At 66.4% G+C, this 15,450-nt stretch carries 11 protein-coding genes and 1 pseudogene; 7 read left to right on the top strand and 5 right to left on the bottom strand.

Annotated elements, in window-relative coordinates; all coding sequences use genetic code 11:
• Positions 1-15: 15 nt before the first annotated feature.
• The 3 genes from PKA57_RS11790 to PKA57_RS11780 form a co-directional block, all read right to left on the bottom strand.
• On the bottom strand, positions 16-336 hold the full coding sequence (locus tag PKA57_RS11790; protein ID WP_324300776.1) for a 2Fe-2S iron-sulfur cluster-binding protein: 321 nt from the start codon (positions 334-336) through the stop codon (positions 16-18).
• Between the two features lie 82 nt (positions 337-418).
• A complete protein-coding gene (locus PKA57_RS11785) occupies positions 419-1,660 on the bottom strand; it encodes an FAD-dependent oxidoreductase (RefSeq protein WP_324300774.1) in 1,242 nt (413 codons plus the stop codon).
• A gap of 231 nt (positions 1,661-1,891) precedes the next feature.
• On the bottom strand, positions 1,892-2,419 hold the full coding sequence (locus PKA57_RS11780) for a PAS domain-containing protein (protein ID WP_324300771.1): 528 nt from the start codon (positions 2,417-2,419) through the stop codon (positions 1,892-1,894).
• A gap of 118 nt (positions 2,420-2,537) precedes the next feature.
• Here PKA57_RS11780 and tsaE point away from each other — a divergent pair, with 118 nt between their 5' ends.
• From tsaE to PKA57_RS11745, 7 genes are all read left to right on the top strand, one after another.
• Positions 2,538-3,035: a tRNA (adenosine(37)-N6)-threonylcarbamoyltransferase complex ATPase subunit type 1 TsaE gene (gene tsaE / locus PKA57_RS11775; protein ID WP_324300769.1), complete on the top strand. Its 498-nt coding sequence runs from the start codon at positions 2,538-2,540 to the stop codon at positions 3,033-3,035.
• A 1-nt stretch (position 3,036) separates the two neighbouring features.
• A complete protein-coding gene (locus tag PKA57_RS11770; RefSeq protein ID WP_324300768.1) occupies positions 3,037-4,161 on the top strand; it encodes a phosphotransferase in 1,125 nt (374 codons plus the stop codon).
• 20 nt (positions 4,162-4,181) lie between these two features.
• Positions 4,182-4,892, top strand: a complete 711-nt coding sequence (locus tag PKA57_RS11765; protein WP_324300766.1) for a nucleotidyltransferase family protein — start codon at positions 4,182-4,184, stop codon at positions 4,890-4,892.
• Between the two features lie 65 nt (positions 4,893-4,957).
• Positions 4,958-7,975 carry a double-strand break repair protein AddB gene (addB, locus tag PKA57_RS11760; RefSeq protein ID WP_324300764.1) on the top strand — a complete coding sequence of 1,006 codons (3,018 nt, stop codon included), beginning with the start codon at positions 4,958-4,960 and terminating at the stop codon, positions 7,973-7,975.
• Positions 7,972-11,445, top strand: coding sequence for a double-strand break repair helicase AddA (gene addA / locus PKA57_RS11755; RefSeq protein ID WP_324300762.1), 3,474 nt, complete (start codon positions 7,972-7,974; stop codon positions 11,443-11,445). The genes addB and addA overlap by 4 nt, the downstream gene beginning before the upstream one ends.
• Positions 11,446-11,559: 114 nt before the next feature.
• On the top strand, positions 11,560-11,880 hold the full coding sequence (gene trxA, locus PKA57_RS11750) for a thioredoxin TrxA (RefSeq protein ID WP_324300760.1): 321 nt from the start codon (positions 11,560-11,562) through the stop codon (positions 11,878-11,880).
• A gap of 148 nt (positions 11,881-12,028) precedes the next feature.
• Positions 12,029-13,684: a wax ester/triacylglycerol synthase family O-acyltransferase gene (locus PKA57_RS11745; protein ID WP_324300758.1), complete on the top strand. Its 1,656-nt coding sequence runs from the start codon at positions 12,029-12,031 to the stop codon at positions 13,682-13,684.
• Between the two features lie 2 nt (positions 13,685-13,686).
• Here PKA57_RS11745 and PKA57_RS11740 read toward each other — a convergent pair whose 3' ends face one another.
• Positions 13,687-15,015, bottom strand: a complete 1,329-nt coding sequence (locus PKA57_RS11740; RefSeq protein WP_324300756.1) for a folylpolyglutamate synthase/dihydrofolate synthase family protein — start codon at positions 15,013-15,015, stop codon at positions 13,687-13,689.
• 10 nt (positions 15,016-15,025) lie between these two features.
• Positions 15,026-15,450: pseudogene (locus PKA57_RS11735) on the bottom strand (acetyl-CoA carboxylase carboxyl transferase subunit beta); the annotation flags it as partial.

Raw genomic sequence — 15,450 nt, 5'->3', positions numbered from 1 at the left:
GTCAGTCGCAAGCGGTCAGTGCTGGCTTTCCGGCATCTTCACGCGGATGCCGTCGAGCGCGGGCGAGACCTTGAGCTGGCAGGACAGGCGCGAATTGTCTTCGCGGCGGTCGCAGAAATCGAGCATCGTCTCTTCCATGGGCTCCGCAGGCTCGAGCTTCGAGAACCATTCCTCCGGCACATAGACCATGCAGGTCGCGCAGGCGCAGGCGCCGCCGCAATCGGCGTCGATGCCGGGCACGGAATTGCGCATCGCGCCTTCCATCAGCGTCAGCCCGTCCGCGACCTCGACCGTATGTTCCTTCCCGTTGTGCTCGATATAGGTGATCTTTGCCATCCTCTCCCGTCTCCTTCTTATGTTCTCGCGGTCCTTCTTGGTCGCGATTTCCTGCCTGGGCAGATTACGTTACGAAAACGCGTCAGGCGTTCTCGATTTCCTTCATCGAGATGCTTTCGTCGCTGAGCCTTGCCGGATCGAGCTTCGCATGGCGCGCGATCAGCATCTTGGACATCATGAATTCAGGCGCGCGGTTGACCGCATCGACGGCGATGAGAACGCCGTCCCTGAGATAGAACACCGCGAAGCTGCGGCCATGCTCGGGATCGCCGCGCACCACCGCCTGCGTGTAGCCGGTAGAAAGCCCCGCGATCTGCAATTTGAGATCGTACTGGTCCGACCAGAACCACGGCACCTGATTGTAAGGCTTCTGCTTGCCGGCAATGGCCGCCGCCGCGGTCTTGGCCTGCTCGATGGCGTTGTGAACGCTTTCGAGGCGCAGCCTGCGGCCGTAAATGCCGTTCGGATGGTTCGTACAGTCGCCCGCCGCGAAAATGTCGGGATCGCTCGTGCGGCCGAACTCGTCGACCGTGATGCCATTCTCGACCGCAAGTTCCGCCTCGGCCGCAAGCTCCACATTGGGAAGGATGCCGATGCCGACGACGGCGAAGTCGCACGCAAAGCTCTCGCCCTCGCCGGAGACGACGCGCGTGAGCCTTCCGCCCTCGCCCTCGAAGCCCGCGACGGTGACGCCGACGCGGATCTTCACGCCTTCTTCCTTGTGGATGCGCTCATAGAAGCGCGACACGATCGGATCGACGACCCGGGCCATCACCCGGTCGGCGGTTTCGAGCACGGTGACATCGAGACCGTGCTTCTTCGCGACCGCGGCGACCTCGAGCCCGATATATCCGCCGCCCACCACGACGAGACGCGCGCCTTCGCGGAAATGGGCCTGGAGTTCCTTCACATCCCCGACCGTCCGCAGATAGTGCACGCCTTCCAGATCGAAGCCCGGAACATTGATCTCGCGCACCCGGCTGCCCGTGGCGATGAGGAGCTTGTCATAGATGAAAGCGCGCCCGTCGCTCGTGCGCACAGTCTTGCTGCCGCGTTCGATCGCGGTCACATGGCAGCCGAGAACGAGGTCGCAATGGTTGTCGGCATAGAAGCTGGCGGGCTTCAGTTCCACCCGGTCGAAGCCGATCTCGCCGGCGAGAAACTTCTTGGAGAGCGGCGGCCGCTGATAGGGAGGTTCCTGCTCGTCGCCGATCATGCGGATCGGGCCCTCATGGCCCTCGGCCCGCAGGCTCATGACCGCCTGTGCCGCCGCCTGGCCCGCGCCGATGATGATGACCCCGCCCTTGTCGCTGTTCGTACTCAAAACCCGTCCTCCCGCTCTCCCTCGTCGCCTCGCGTCCCGCAGGGCGCATCCCGCCTTTTATAGAACCGCGCTCCCGCCGTCACCGCTTGCGATTGCACGTGGCGGCGGAACCCGGCCCGGCTGAAATGATCGGCAGAGCACGCCATAAAAGTGACGCTAGCGTCAACTTCTATATCCACATTGTTTGAAAATACCGAACAGCTGGCGCTGCTGCGCCGGACCGGGCTCCGGCTAGAGCGCGCTGTCGCGTTTGGCCGCGACGCGCTTGTGATCGAAGGTGAAGACGCTGAGGATCTTGTTGGCGGTAACACCGTCGTCCGAAAGCGGCAGGTAGATGGCGTCGAACTCGTAATAGCGCTGTCCGAGCCAGCCCGCATCGCCGAAGGCCCTGACGGGCACGCAGTCGCGCGCCGTCTTGCGGTGAACGGCGAGCACGCCATTGACAGCGGCCGGGCCGAAGCGGTCGAAGGCTTCGGTGATCGTCTGGCCGGTCGCGTCGGTGAAGAAATAGTGAGTGACCTTCGTGCCGATGAGGCGGAAACGGAAGTCGCTGCAATCCTCGAGCACGTCGAGCATCAGGATCCAGCCCAGATGCTCCTTGAGCGCGACGGGGTCGATTTCTGCCCGCGAGGGCATGAGCCTTGTCCCGCGCCTTTCGTCCCAATAGGCCTTGACCGCCGAGAGCACCGGATGATCGAGCCTCTGGGGGTCGATCTCGGTCCCGGCGCGCAGGCGTGAAGTCGAAGCTGTATAAGGCATGAGTCCCGTCTTCCCGTCGCCCCGAGAGTGCCATTGGCCGGTTACCAGCGCTTTAACTGCGATCGGCGCCGGATCAACGAAATTGACAAGTCGCACCGCATTTCCTCCTATGCGCCCCATGTCCGAACGCGCTACCCCGGTCCCGACCGCGCAACGCCAGATCGCGCTTCCCGACGAAGCGGCGACGCGCACGCTCGGCGCGAGGCTCGCTTCCCTCGTTCGGATTGGCGATTTCATCGCGCTGACAGGTGGCCTCGGCGCCGGCAAGTCCGCGCTCGCCCGCGCGCTGATCGAGGCCCGGCTCGCCCGGCATGGACTCCATGAGGATGTGCCGAGCCCGACCTTCACCCTCGTCCAGACCTATGAGACGCCTGACCTCCTCCTCACCCATGTCGATCTCTACCGGCTCGAGCGGCCGGAGGATGCCGCCGAACTCGGCCTCATGGACGCGCTCGACGAAGGCGTCGTGCTGGTCGAGTGGCCTGAAAAGCTCGGGCGGCTGCCCAAGGATCGCCTCGACATCGATATCCGCATTGTGGGAGAAGGCGGTGAGCGGGAGGCGCTGCTTGTCGGCCATGGGTCGTGGGCGCGCCGGCTTGACGGGTTGAAGGGCTAGAATGGCGACGCGCGAAGAGGAGATCAGGGCGTTTCTCGACGCCGCGGGCTGGGGGAACGCCACGCGCGCGCCGCTTGCGGGCGACGCCTCGACGCGCCGCTACGAGAGGCTCGGCGGACCGAAAGGTGCCGCCGTGCTCATGGACTGGCCGCGCGTGCCGGAGGTGCCACTGCCCTCGGGCCAGCTTTCCTACAGCCAGGTCGCGCATCTCGCCGTCGATTGCGGCCCCTTCGTCGCCATCGGCGAATATCTGCGCCGGCTCAAGCTCTCGGCCCCGGAAATCTATGCCCGCGATCTCGATGCGGGGCTGCTGCTCCTCGAGGATCTGGGCGATGCGGCCTATGGCGCGCTCATCGATGCGGGCAGGGGGCCGAGCGGTGAACCGCTCGACGAGCTCTATCGGGCGGGCATCGACGCACTGATCGTTCTGCAGGCGGAGGATGCGCCCCGGCGCCTGCCGCTGGGCGACGGCACGGAGCATGTCGTCCCCTCCTTCGACGATAGCGTCTTCCGCGCCGAACTCGACATTCTTCTCGACTGGTATTTTCCGGTCGTGCTCGGCCGCGAGGCATCCGCCGATCTTCGCGCCGAATATCACGCGCTCTGGTCCGGGTTGCGTCCCGTCATAGATGCCGGGCCCTCCTCGCTCTTTCTGCGCGACTTCCACTCGCCCAACATCATCTGGCTCGGAGCGCGCACCAGCATAGCGCGTGTCGGCCTCATCGACTTTCAGGATGCGCTCATCGGCTCGCGGGCCTATGACGTCGTCTCGTTCTTGCAGGATGCGCGTCGTGACGTACCGGCGGCGCGCGAGGAAGCGATGCTGGCGCGCTATGTGAGCCATGCGCGCGTCGATCTTGCCGGCTTCGACGAAGAGGAATTCCGCGCCGCCTATGCCGTGCTGGGCGCCGAGCGCGCCCTGCGCCTCATCGGCCTCTGGCCGCGCCTTCTCAAGCGCGACGGCAAGCCGCAATACATGGCGCATATGCCGCGCACGATGGAATATCTGCGGCGCAATCTCGCCCATCCCGCGCTCGCGCCCCTGAAGGCATGGCTCGATGCCCATGTTCTCGGGGTCTCGCCGGCGCTCTCCGGCGGGTCCGGCACCCTCCTTGGTTCGCTCTGAAAATTCCTCCCGGGTCCAGTATGAAGATCAAGCGTGCAATGGTGATGGCGGCTGGCAAGGGCACACGCATGCGTCCTTTGACGGACACCTTGCCGAAGCCGCTCGTTCCCTTCATGGGCGTGCCGCTCATCGATCATGTGCTCGATCGCCTCGAGGAAGCGGGGATCGAGGAGGCGATCGTCAACGTCCATCACTTCGCCGATGAGGTCGAGGCGCATCTCGCCAGGCGGCGTTCTCCGCGCATCGTCATTTCCGACGAGCGGGAGCGTTTGCTCGATACGGGCGGCGGCGCGAAGCAGGCGCTTCACCTGCTGGGCGAAGACCCCATCGTCACCTTCAATTCGGACAGCGTCTGGGTCGAGGGCCTTGGTTCCAATCTCCCCGACCTGCTTTCGGCCTTCGATCCGGAGCGCATGGACGCGCTCCTGATGATCGCCGACGCCGTCCGGACCATCGGCTATGTCGGACGCGGCGACTTCCATATGGACGGGCTCGGCCGCCTCACGCGCCGCGGTGCTTGTGAGACCGTTCCCTTCATGTTTGCGGGCGTGCAGGTGATCAAGCCGCAACTCTTCGCGGAGGGGCCCGACGGCGCCTTCTCGACCAATCTCATCTGGGACCGGCTCATCGAGGCGGGCAGGCTTTTCGGCCAGCGCATGTCGGGCACATGGATGCATGTGGGAACGCCCGAGGACCTCGACGCCGCCGAGGAGTTCATGCGGAAGCTATAGCGACAGCCTGGGCGGCGCCGATCTTCGGCTTGCGGCTTCCGCCCCGGACAGGGGTACACTCGCCTATGCTTCACGATTCGCCGCGCGTATTTTCCATTCCGTCCGGCACGCCGTTTCTCGATGCCCTGGCGCGGACCCTGATCGCCGATCCGACGCTCGGGCAGCGGCTCGGCCGCCGCGTCGAGCTTCCCGACATCACCATCCTTCTGCCCACCCGCCGCGCCGCCCGCGCGCTCGGCGATGCTTTTCTGCGCGCCGGTGGCGGCAAGGCCATGCTGCTGCCCGTGCTGCGGCCGCTCGGCGATGTCGATGAGGACGAATTGCTGCTCGATGTCGGCGCCTCGCCCGAAGCGAGCCTCGGCCTGCCGCCCGCCATCGCGCCGCTCGAGCGGCAGATGCGGCTGGCGCGCCTCATCCTCGATCTTCCGGGCACGCCCGAGGATCGCGATCCCGGCCGCGCCCTGGCACTCGCCGCCGATCTCGGCCGCTTTCTCGACATGGCGCTCACGGAGCGGGCCGATCTCGGGGCGCTGGCTCGTCTCGTTCCCGATGAGTTCACGGCCTATTGGCAGCTCACCATCGAATTCCTGAAGGTGCTGACCGAGCGCTGGCCGGAGGAGCTTGCCCGCCTTGGCGCGATGGAAGGCGTTGCGCGCCGCAATGCGCTGCTGGAGGCGGAGGCCGCGCGCTGGCGCGACGCGCCGCCCGAAACACCGGTCATCGCGGCGGGCTCCACGGGTTCGATCCCGGCGACGGGCGAGCTTCTCTCCGTCATCGCGCGGCTTCCTTTCGGCGCCGTTGTGCTGCCTGGCCTCGACTTCGCGCTCGACAAGGAGAGCTGGGATGGGCTCGGCGGCGCGGGCACCGAATCTCATCCCCAATACGGCATGAAGAAGCTCCTTCAGCTCATGCGCGCTGACCGGAGCGACGTGCTCGTCTGGCCGGGTTGTGAGACGGCGCCGTGGCAGCAGGCGCGCCTGCGTCTTATTTCCGAGGCGCTGCGCCCCGCAGACACGACATCGCTCTGGCGGGCGAACCTCGCCGCGCTCGAAAGGGAAGCCGATGGCGCGCTTCACGGCCTTTCGCTGGTCGAGGCGGCGACCGAGCGCGACGAGGCGACCGCGATCGCGCTCATGCTGCGCGAAACGCTGGAGACGCCGGGAAAGACGGCGGCGCTCGTCACGCCGGATCGGGGCCTTGCGCGCCGCGTCGCGACCGAGCTTCGCCGCTGGCAGATCGGGATCGACGATTCGGGCGGCATGCCGCTCGCCGCGACGCCGCCCATGAGTTTTCTCGCTCATGTCGCGGAGATGATCGCGGAGGATTTTGCCCCCGTGCCGCTTCTTGCCTGCCTCAAGCATCCGCTCGCGGGCCTTGGGGGCGAGCCCGCGCGGCTGCGCGCCGATATTCGCAGGTTCGAGCGCCATGTGCTGCGCGGGCCGCGCCCCGCGCCCGGCATGGCGGGATTGCGGGCCGCGCTCGGCGAGGCGAAGGCGGAACTGGAGGCGAGGGGACGCCCGGACCGGGACCTCGCCGGTCTTGAAGATCTCCTTGCGCGGCTTGAACGGGCCGTTGCCCCGCTTGCCGATCTGGCCGCCGGCAGAGCCGCGCCTTTCGGTGCGCTCATCCGCGCTCATATCGTCTCGGCCGAAGCTCTGGCGGCCGCGCGAGGAGAGGGTGGCGACAAGCGCCTCTGGTCGGGTGACGAGGGCGAAGGGGCCTTCCGCTTCGTGAGCGAGATGCTGGAGGCGGCGCCCGCGCTCGGCGAGGTGGAGGTCAGAACCTATCCGCGCCTTTTCGCCGAGCTTGCGGGGGGCCGCGTCCTGCGCCCGCGCTTCGGCCGCCATCCGCGCCTCTTCATCTGGGGGCCGCTCGAAGCGCGCCTCCAGCATGCCGACCGCATCATTCTCGGCGGGCTGAACGAAGGCACATGGCCGGCGGATGCGGGCATCGATCCATGGCTCAACCGGCCGATGCGGGCCGAGCTTGCCATCGAGCCGCCCGAGCGGCGTATCGGCCTCGCCGCCCATGACTTCGCCTCGGGCGCGAGCGCCGCGGAGGTCGTGCTCACAAGGGCGCTCAAGGTCGGAGGCGCGCCGACGGTTGCGTCGCGCTGGCTCCTGCGGCTGAAGAGCCTTCTCGGCGGAATCGGCCGCGCCGATGCGTTGTCGCGGCCCAAATGGACGGGCTGGTCGAGCGGACTCGACCGGCCGGAGTTTGTCGCGCCCATCGCGAAACCGCGGCCGATGCCGCCGCTCATCGCGCGGCCTGCGCGCTTCTCCGTCACCGAGATCGAGACGCTCATTCGCGATCCCTATTCGATCTATGCGAAGAAGGTGCTGAAGCTCGATATCCTCGATCCGATCGACGCCGATGTGGCGGCGGCCGAGCGCGGCACGATCATCCACAAGGCGCTCGAGAATTTTGTCCGCGCCTATCCGGAGGCGCTTCCCGAAAACGCGCTGGAAGAACTCATCCGCATCGGCGAGGCGACCTTCGCGCATGCGATGGACCGTCCGGGCGTCGCTGCTTTCTGGTGGCCGCGCTTCAAGCGCATCGCGGGCTGGATCATCGATTTCGAGCGCGAGCATCGCGCGGGTCTTAGCCGCGCCTATGCGGAATTGCGCGGCGAGATCGAGATCGCGGGCCTTTCGCGGCCGGTGCGCCTCGTCGGCAAGGCCGACCGCATCGACGAGCTTGATGACGGCACCATCGCCATCATTGACTACAAGACCGGCGCCGTGCCGAGCGCCCAGCAGGTCGAGAGCGGGCTCGCGCCGCAGCTTCCGCTCGAAGCGGCGATGGCGGCGCGAAGCGGCTTCGGCGAAATCGGCGAGGCGCGGACCTCGCGCCTTCTCTATCTGCGCCTGACGGGCGGCGACAAGGCGGGCGAGAAACGCGGCTTCGAGCCGGACGATCTCGTCGAGCGGATTTACGAAAACCTCGTCGAACTCCTGAAGCAGTATGAACTGGAGACGACGCCCTATCTCTCACGGCCGCGCCCGATGTTCGAGGCGCGCTTCGGCGATTACGATCATCTTGCCCGCGTGAAGGAATGGTCGGCGGCGGGAGGCGGCGAATGAGCGCATCCGGCTCCCGCCTCGAAACGAAGAAACGTCCGTCTGCAGACGAACAGCAGTTGCGCGCATCCGACCCTGCCGCCTCGGTCTGGGTGTCGGCGAATGCGGGCTCCGGCAAGACCCATGCGCTGACGACGCGCGTCGCGCGCCTTCTTCTTGCCGGCACCGATCCCGGCCGCATCCTCTGCCTCACCTTCACCAAGGCGGCGGCGGCCGAAATGTCCGGCCGCCTCTATCAGCGCCTCGGCGATTGGGCGGTGATGGAGGATGAAAGGCTCGCCTACGAGATCGCCGGCATCGAAGGGCCGATCCCTTCCGGCGAGAAGATCGCGTTCGCCCGCAAGCTCTTCGCCCGCGCCATCGAAACGCCGGGTGGGCTCAAGATACAGACCATTCACGCCTTCTGCGAGCGGCTGCTCGGCCGCTTTCCGCTCGAGGCGGGCGTGCCGGCCAATTTCGACATTCTCGACGATCGCAGCGCCGCCGATCTGATGATGGAAGTGCGCGATGGCGTTCTGCGTCGCGCGGGCACGGCGCCCGGCACGCCGCTCGGCCGCGCGCTGCAACTCATCGTCGAGCGCGTCGATGAGTTTGCCTTCGGAAATCTTCTGACAGGGATCACCGGTGAGCGCCGCGCTTTCGCGAAGCTCATTGCCGCCTTCGGCAGTATCGAGGGCGCGATCGAGGCAGTCTGCAAGACGCTCGGCGTGGCGGTGGATGAGACGAGCGAGAGCATCCGCCTCGAAATGGCGGCATTGCCCGAAGATGAGATGCTGGCCGCTGCAGCGACGCTTGCCCGTGGCACGAAAACCGATGTCGATCGCTCGAAGGCCTTGGCCGATTTTCTTGCCGACCCACAGGCGCGGCTCGCTCGCCTCGATGCCTACAAGGCGATCTTCCTCACCGCCGAGGATGAGCCGAGAAAGCGCCTCATCACCAATAAGCTCGGCGAGGAGAACCCGTCCGTCGCCGCCGCGCTTCAGCGCGAGCAGGAGCGGATCGCAGGGCTCGTCGCGCGGCTTCGCGCCGTTGGCGTCGCGGAGGCGACAGGGGCCGTCTTCCACCTTGCCGATGCGATCCTCGCCGATTTCGAGCGCGCCAAGCGCGCCCGCGCCCTTCTCGATTACGAGGACCTGATTACCTATGCGCGCCGTCTTCTGCATGAGAGCGAGATGGCGGCATGGGTTCTCTTCAAGCTCGATGGCGGCATCGATCACATTCTGGTCGATGAGGCGCAGGACACGAGCCCCGAGCAATGGGATGTGATCGCGGCGCTGACCGATGAATTCCTGTCCGGGCATGGCGCGCGCGGACGCATACGGACGATTTTCGCGGTGGGCGACGAGAAGCAGTCGATCTTCTCGTTTCAGGGCGCCGACCCGCAGCGCTTCGCCGACATGCACCGCCATTTCGAGGCGCGCGTGAAGGCGGCCGAACTCACCTGGTGGCCTGTTCGCCTCGTGCGCTCCTTCCGTTCCGTCCCGCAAGTGCTGTCGGCCGTGGACAAGGTCTTCGCGCAGGAGATCGCCAATCGGGGCCTCACCGCATCGGGCGCGGTCGATATGCACATCGCGCATCGCGAACTCGATGCGGGCCTCGTCGAAATCTGGGAGCCCGAGGCGCCAGACGAGCAGGATGAGAAAGACGCGTGGGACGCGCCGCTCGACTACATGAACGAGACGGCGCCGCCCGCGAAGCTCGCAAGGCGCATCGCGACGACCATCAGGGGCTGGCTCGACAGCGGCGAACCGCTCGCGGCGCGAGGACGCCCCATTCGCGCGGGCGACATTCTGATCCTCGTCCAGCGCCGCAATTCCTTTGTGAGTGAGATGGTACGCCAGTTGAAGGAGCTTGGCGTTCCGGTCGCAGGCGCCGACCGAATGGTCCTGACCGAGCAGATCGCCGTGATGGATCTGTTGGCGCTCGGCCGGTTCGTGCTGATGCCGGATGACGACCTCACGCTCGCAACCGTGCTCAAAAGCCCGCTCGTCGGCCTCGGCGAGGAGGAGCTTTTCACGCTTGCCTGGGGGCGCAAGGGGTGGCTCTGGCAGGCGCTTTCCGCGCATGAGGGGACCGGATCGCGCTTCGGCGAGGCTCATGCGCTCCTTGCCGCGCTGCTGAAGCGCGCCGATTTCGAGCGGCCTTATGAGTTCTATGCCGAGCTTCTCGCGGCCGAGGGCGGGCGGCGCAAATTGCTCGCCCGTCTCGGGCCCGATGCGAACGATCCCATAGACGAGTTCCTGTCGCTCGCGCTCGAATATGAGCGGCTGCACGCGCCGTCGCTCCAGGGTTTCCTTCATTGGGTCGAGCGCGGCGCTTCGGAAATCAAGCGCGACATGGAGCAGGGGCGCGACGAGGTGCGCGTCATGACGGTGCATGGCGCGAAGGGGCTCGAGGCCGACATCGTCTTCATGCCCGATACCTGCGCGGCGCCGTCCGGGCGCCACGATCCGCCGCTCCTCGCCTTGCCGACGGATCCGAAGCTCTTTCTCTGGCCCGTTCGCCGCAAGGATGAAGACGGGATTTCCGCCCGCGCCCGCGAGGCTCACCGCCAGGCGCAAGGCGAGGAATATCGCCGCCTTCTCTATGTCGCGATGACGCGGGCGCGCGACAGGCTCTATGTCTGCTGCTATCGCGGCAAGACGGAACCGGCGCCCGATTGCTGGTACAACCTCATTGCCGCCGCGCTTGTTCCAGAGGCGGAGGAAATCGCGCTCCCCGATGGCGGCAGAATCTGGCGCATCGAGGGCGAACAGCGCCGCGTGCCCGTGCCGGATATTCTCGTGGTACGCACCGAGACGCCGCCGCTGCCGGACTGGGCGCGGCAGAGGGCGCCCGCCGAACCGACGCCTTCGCGCCCCCTCGCGCCCTCCCGTCTGCCGCCCGAGAACCTGCCAGAGCCGCCCGTGCTCTCGCCGCTCGCGGGCGACGGAACCGACCGCTACAAGCGCGGCAAGCTGATCCACCGGCTGTTGCAGACACTGCCGGACCTTGAAGAGGGCTTGCGCGAGGAAGCGGCGCGGCGCTTTCTCGCTGCGCCCGCGCATGGGCTCGATCCCGCAACGCAGGATGAAATCGCGGATGCGGTATTCGCGGTTCTCGGCGAGCCCGCCTTCGCGCCCGTCTTCAGCCCCGGCTCGCGGGCCGAGGTGGCGGTCGTCGGCCGCATCGAATTCGCGGGCAAGCCGACGCTGATCTCGGGCCAGATCGACCGCCTTTCGGTCGGCGAGACGCGCATTCTCGTCGTCGATTACAAGACGAACCGGCCGGGTGCGCGGAGCATGAAGGATGTGAGCCCCGCCTATATCGCCCAGATGGCGGCCTATCGCGCGGTTCTCGGCGAGATCTATCCCGGCCGCGAGATCGTCTGCGCCCTTCTCTGGACGGATGGCCCGAGCCTCATGGAAATTCCGCCAGCGCTGCTCGATCGGGCGCTGGCGGCTTCCCGCCCTCCGGGAGCCGCTGATCCTTGACCTTGAGGGGTCCGGTTCCTAGATTCCTGAACAACGCATACTCACAGCAAACCCGCCACGGGCGGGGACAAGGCCGGCCCGGCATGCGCGGGACCGCCATGAAAGGAACTGACGATGTCGACGAGCAAGGTTACCGACGCCTCATTCGAATCCGATGTGCTGGATGCTTCCGGCCCGGTTCTGGTCGATTTCTGGGCGACCTGGTGCGGTCCCTGCAAGCAGATCGCGCCCGCGCTCGAGGAGATCGCCAAGGAATATGACGGCAAGCTCCGGGTCGCGAAGATCGACATCGACGAGAACCCCAACACGCCCACCAAATATGGCGTGCGCGGCGTGCCCACCATGATGATCTTCAAGGACGGCCAGGTCGCCGCCACCAAGGTCGGCGCGCTTCCCAAGGGCAAGATCGTCGAATGGATCGAGAGCGCGCTCTGAGCGTTTCTCGCCGTTGAAATCGCAAGAAGGCCGGCTCCCGAGCCGGCCTTTTTCTTTGCGTGCGCCCGATCTTCTTGGACTCTGCCAGCCCAAATGTGATTGAGTTCTGAATAGGGAATTTTCCTGTTTCGGCCCGGGGAGGAAGGTCATGGAGCAGCTGAGCCCGATGGATGCGTCGTTTCTCTATTTCGAGACGGCGAACGCTCCTATGCATATCGGCGCCGTCGCGATCTACGATCAGTCGACGGTGGAAGGCGGGGTCCTCGGCTTCAAGGAAATTCTGAAGAACTACGAAAGGCGACTGCATCTGGCGCGCGCCTTCCGGCAGCGCGTCGTCCGTGTGCCGCTCAATCTCGATCACCCCTACTGGATCGAAGACCCGGACTTCGATCTCGAATATCACGTGCGCCATATCGCGCTGCCGAAGCCCGGCGACTGGCGCCAGCTCTGCATCCAGGTGGCGCGGCTCCATGCCCGCCCGCTCGATACGGCACGACCCCTCTGGGAATTCACCGTGATCGAGGGGCTCGACAATGTCGAAGGCCTGCCCAAGGGGAGCTTCGCCATCGTGTCCAAGGTGCACCACGCCGCGATCGACGGCGTCTCCGGCGCCGAGATGACGGCGGCGATCCACGACCTCGCGCCCGATGCCACGCCCGCGCCGCCCGAAAACCCGTGGCTTCCCGAACGCGAGCCGACGGCGGTCGAGCTTCTCTCGCGCACCACGGTCAACAATGTGCGCCAGCCCTTCAAGCTTGCCCGGGTCGTCGCCGAATCCGTCCCCGCGCTTGCCCGCGTCGGCATCGGACTCACGGCGGGAAAGCTGAAGCGTGTCGGCCCCGTTCCGCGCACGCGCTTCAATGGCCAGGTTTCGCCGCATCGTGTTTTCGATGGCCGCTCCTTCCGGCTGAACGATATTCGCGCGATCAAGAACGCGGTCGAGGGCGCGACGGTGAACGATGCCGTCATCGCCATTATCGGCGGCGCACTGCGCAAATATCTCGAGGCGAAGAACGAGCTGCCGAAGCAGTCGCTCATCGCCATGGCGCCGATCTCGGTGCGCTCGCCCGATCAGAAGAAGTCGGCGGGCAATCAGGTAAGCGCCATGTCGGTCGCTGTGCGCTCCGACATCGCCGACCCGCTCGAGCGCCTCGTCGCCGTTTTCGAATCGACCACCAACTCCAAGGAAATGACCAATGCGATCGGTGCGAGCACGCTCACCGATTATTCGCAGTTCATTCCTTCGACCGTCGCGGGCCTTGCCGCGCGGCTCTACACCAATCTCGGCATCGCGAACCGCATCACGCCGATCTTCAACACCGTCATCACCAATATTCCGGGCCCTCAGATCCCGCTCTACATGACGGGCGCGCGGCTCGTCACGCAGTTCGGCCTCGGCCCCATTCTCGACGGCATGGGGATCATTCACCCGGTCTTTTCCTATTGCGGCGAGATCACGATCTCCTTCACATCCTGCCGCGAAATGCTGCCGGACCCGGCCTTCTATGCTGCCTGCATCGAGGAATCCTTCGGCGAGCTTCTCGCGGCAACGAAAGGCAAGGAGGTGAAAACGGGCGCAGGCGCACGGGCGGGGATTGCGCGCGCGGCAAAGCCCGCCGACGTCGTCACCGGTGGCAAAGCCGCAGCGGGCGAGGCGAAGCCCGCGGCCGATGCGCCGGAGCCGAAGCGCGCTGCGGTCAAGAAGCCCGCGCGCAAGAAGGCAGCACCCAAGAACCCGGGAAAAGTAAATTCCGCAAACCCAGCCGCGCCCGAAGCGTCAGCCCCTGTCGAAGCGGCGCAATAGCCTCAGCCATTGTCGCGCAGCACCGCGCCCGCGAGATAGAGCGATCCGCAGATGAGGATGCGCGGAACCTCATCGCCCGTCATGGCAAGCGCGCGTTCGAGCGCCGCCTCGATCGAGGGGGCGGGCGTTGCGTCGAGGCCCGCGGCGCGCGCCATCTCCGCCAGCGTCTCGGGTGCGAGGCACGCCGGATCGTCCGGTATGGCGACCGTGAAGACATGCCTGGCGAGCCCCTTGAAGGGCGCGAAAAATCCCCTCGCGTCCTTCGTCTCCTTCATGCCCGCGATCATGACGAGCGGGCGGGGCGCGGCCTGCGCGAGATCGGCCATCGCATGCGCGACGACGCGGCCGGCGGACGGGTTGTGGCCGCCATCGAGCCAGAGTTCGCCATGGGCGGGAAGGCGCGCGACGAGCGGCCCTCGCGTCAGGCGTTGCATCCGCGCCGGCCATTCGACATTGCGCAAACCCTGGGCGATGGCGTCCTCACCGATGGCGAGTGCCCGCGCCTGCCGCAGCGCCGCGATGGCGATGGCGGCATTGTCGATCTGGTGCCGGCCGACGAGGCGCGGCATCGGCAGATCGAGAAGCCCGCTCTCATCCTGATAGATGAGATGTCCCTGTTCCTCATGCGCGCCGAAATCCTGACCGTGGATGAAGAGGGGCGCGCCGATCCTCGCCGCCTCGGCCTCGATGGCGGCGCGTCCTTCATCCGTCTGCGGACCGATGATCGCGGGCACGCCCGGCTTCAATATGCCAGCCTTCTCGCGCGCGATCTGGTCGAGCGTGTCGCCGAGGAACTGCTGATGGTCGTAATCGACAGGCGTGATGATGGTGACGGCGGGGTGATCGACGACATTGGTCGTGTCGAGCCGCCCGCCCATGCCGACTTCCAGCACCAGCGCGTCCGCCGGATGACGCGCGAAGGCGAGGAAAGCCATGCAGGTCGTGATCTCGAAGAAGGTGATGGGCGCGCCCGCATTGATCCGCTCGCATTCGTCGAGAAGCTGCGAAAGCTCGACCTCGTCGATGGGCGCGCTTCTGGGGCGCGCGGCGAGCCTGATACGCTCGTGAAAGCGCACGAGATGGGGCGAGGTATAGCTGTGGACGCCGAGGCCCGCCGCCTCCAGCATGGCGCGCAGATAGGCCGAGACGGAACCCTTGCCGTTCGTGCCCGCGATATGGAATGTCGGCGGCAGCGCGCGCTCGGGATGGCCGAGCGCGGCGAGAAGCCGCCATGTGCGGTCGAGCGAGAGGTCGATGAGCTTCGTATGAAGTCTCGTCACACGTTCGAGAATGACGTCGCTCGCTTCGGGATGATGCGTGTCGTTGCTCACATTGTCGCCGTCAGGGGCGCGTCGCGGCCGTGCGGGCAGGCAGGCCGGCCGAAGGGGAGGTGATCGGCGCGAGCTTCGGCTTGTGGGTGAGAAGCCGGATGGTCCGCGCCAGCGTTTCCTTGAGCTGATGGCGATGCACGATCATGTCGACCATGCCATGCTCGAACTGGAACTCGGCCGACTGGAAGCCCTCGGGCAGCTTTTCGCGGATCGTCTGCTCGATGACGCGGCGGCCGGAAAAGCCGAGAAGCGCGCCCGGCTCCGCGATCTGGATGTCGCCGAGCATGGCATAGGAGGCGAGCACGCCGCCCGTCGTCGGGTCGGTGAGGACGACGATGTAGGGAAGGGCCGCCTCGCGCAGCATCTGCACCGCGACCGTCGTGCGCGGCATCTGCATGAGCGAGAGGATGCCCTCCTGCATGCGCGCGCCGCCCG

Origin of the sequence: Parvibaculum sp., assembly GCF_035325945.1 — a bacterium.
GTDB lineage: Bacteria > Pseudomonadota > Alphaproteobacteria > Parvibaculales > Parvibaculaceae > Parvibaculum.
Note: the sequence above shows the minus strand (reverse complement) of the source record. Positions and strands in the feature narration are given on the sequence as shown.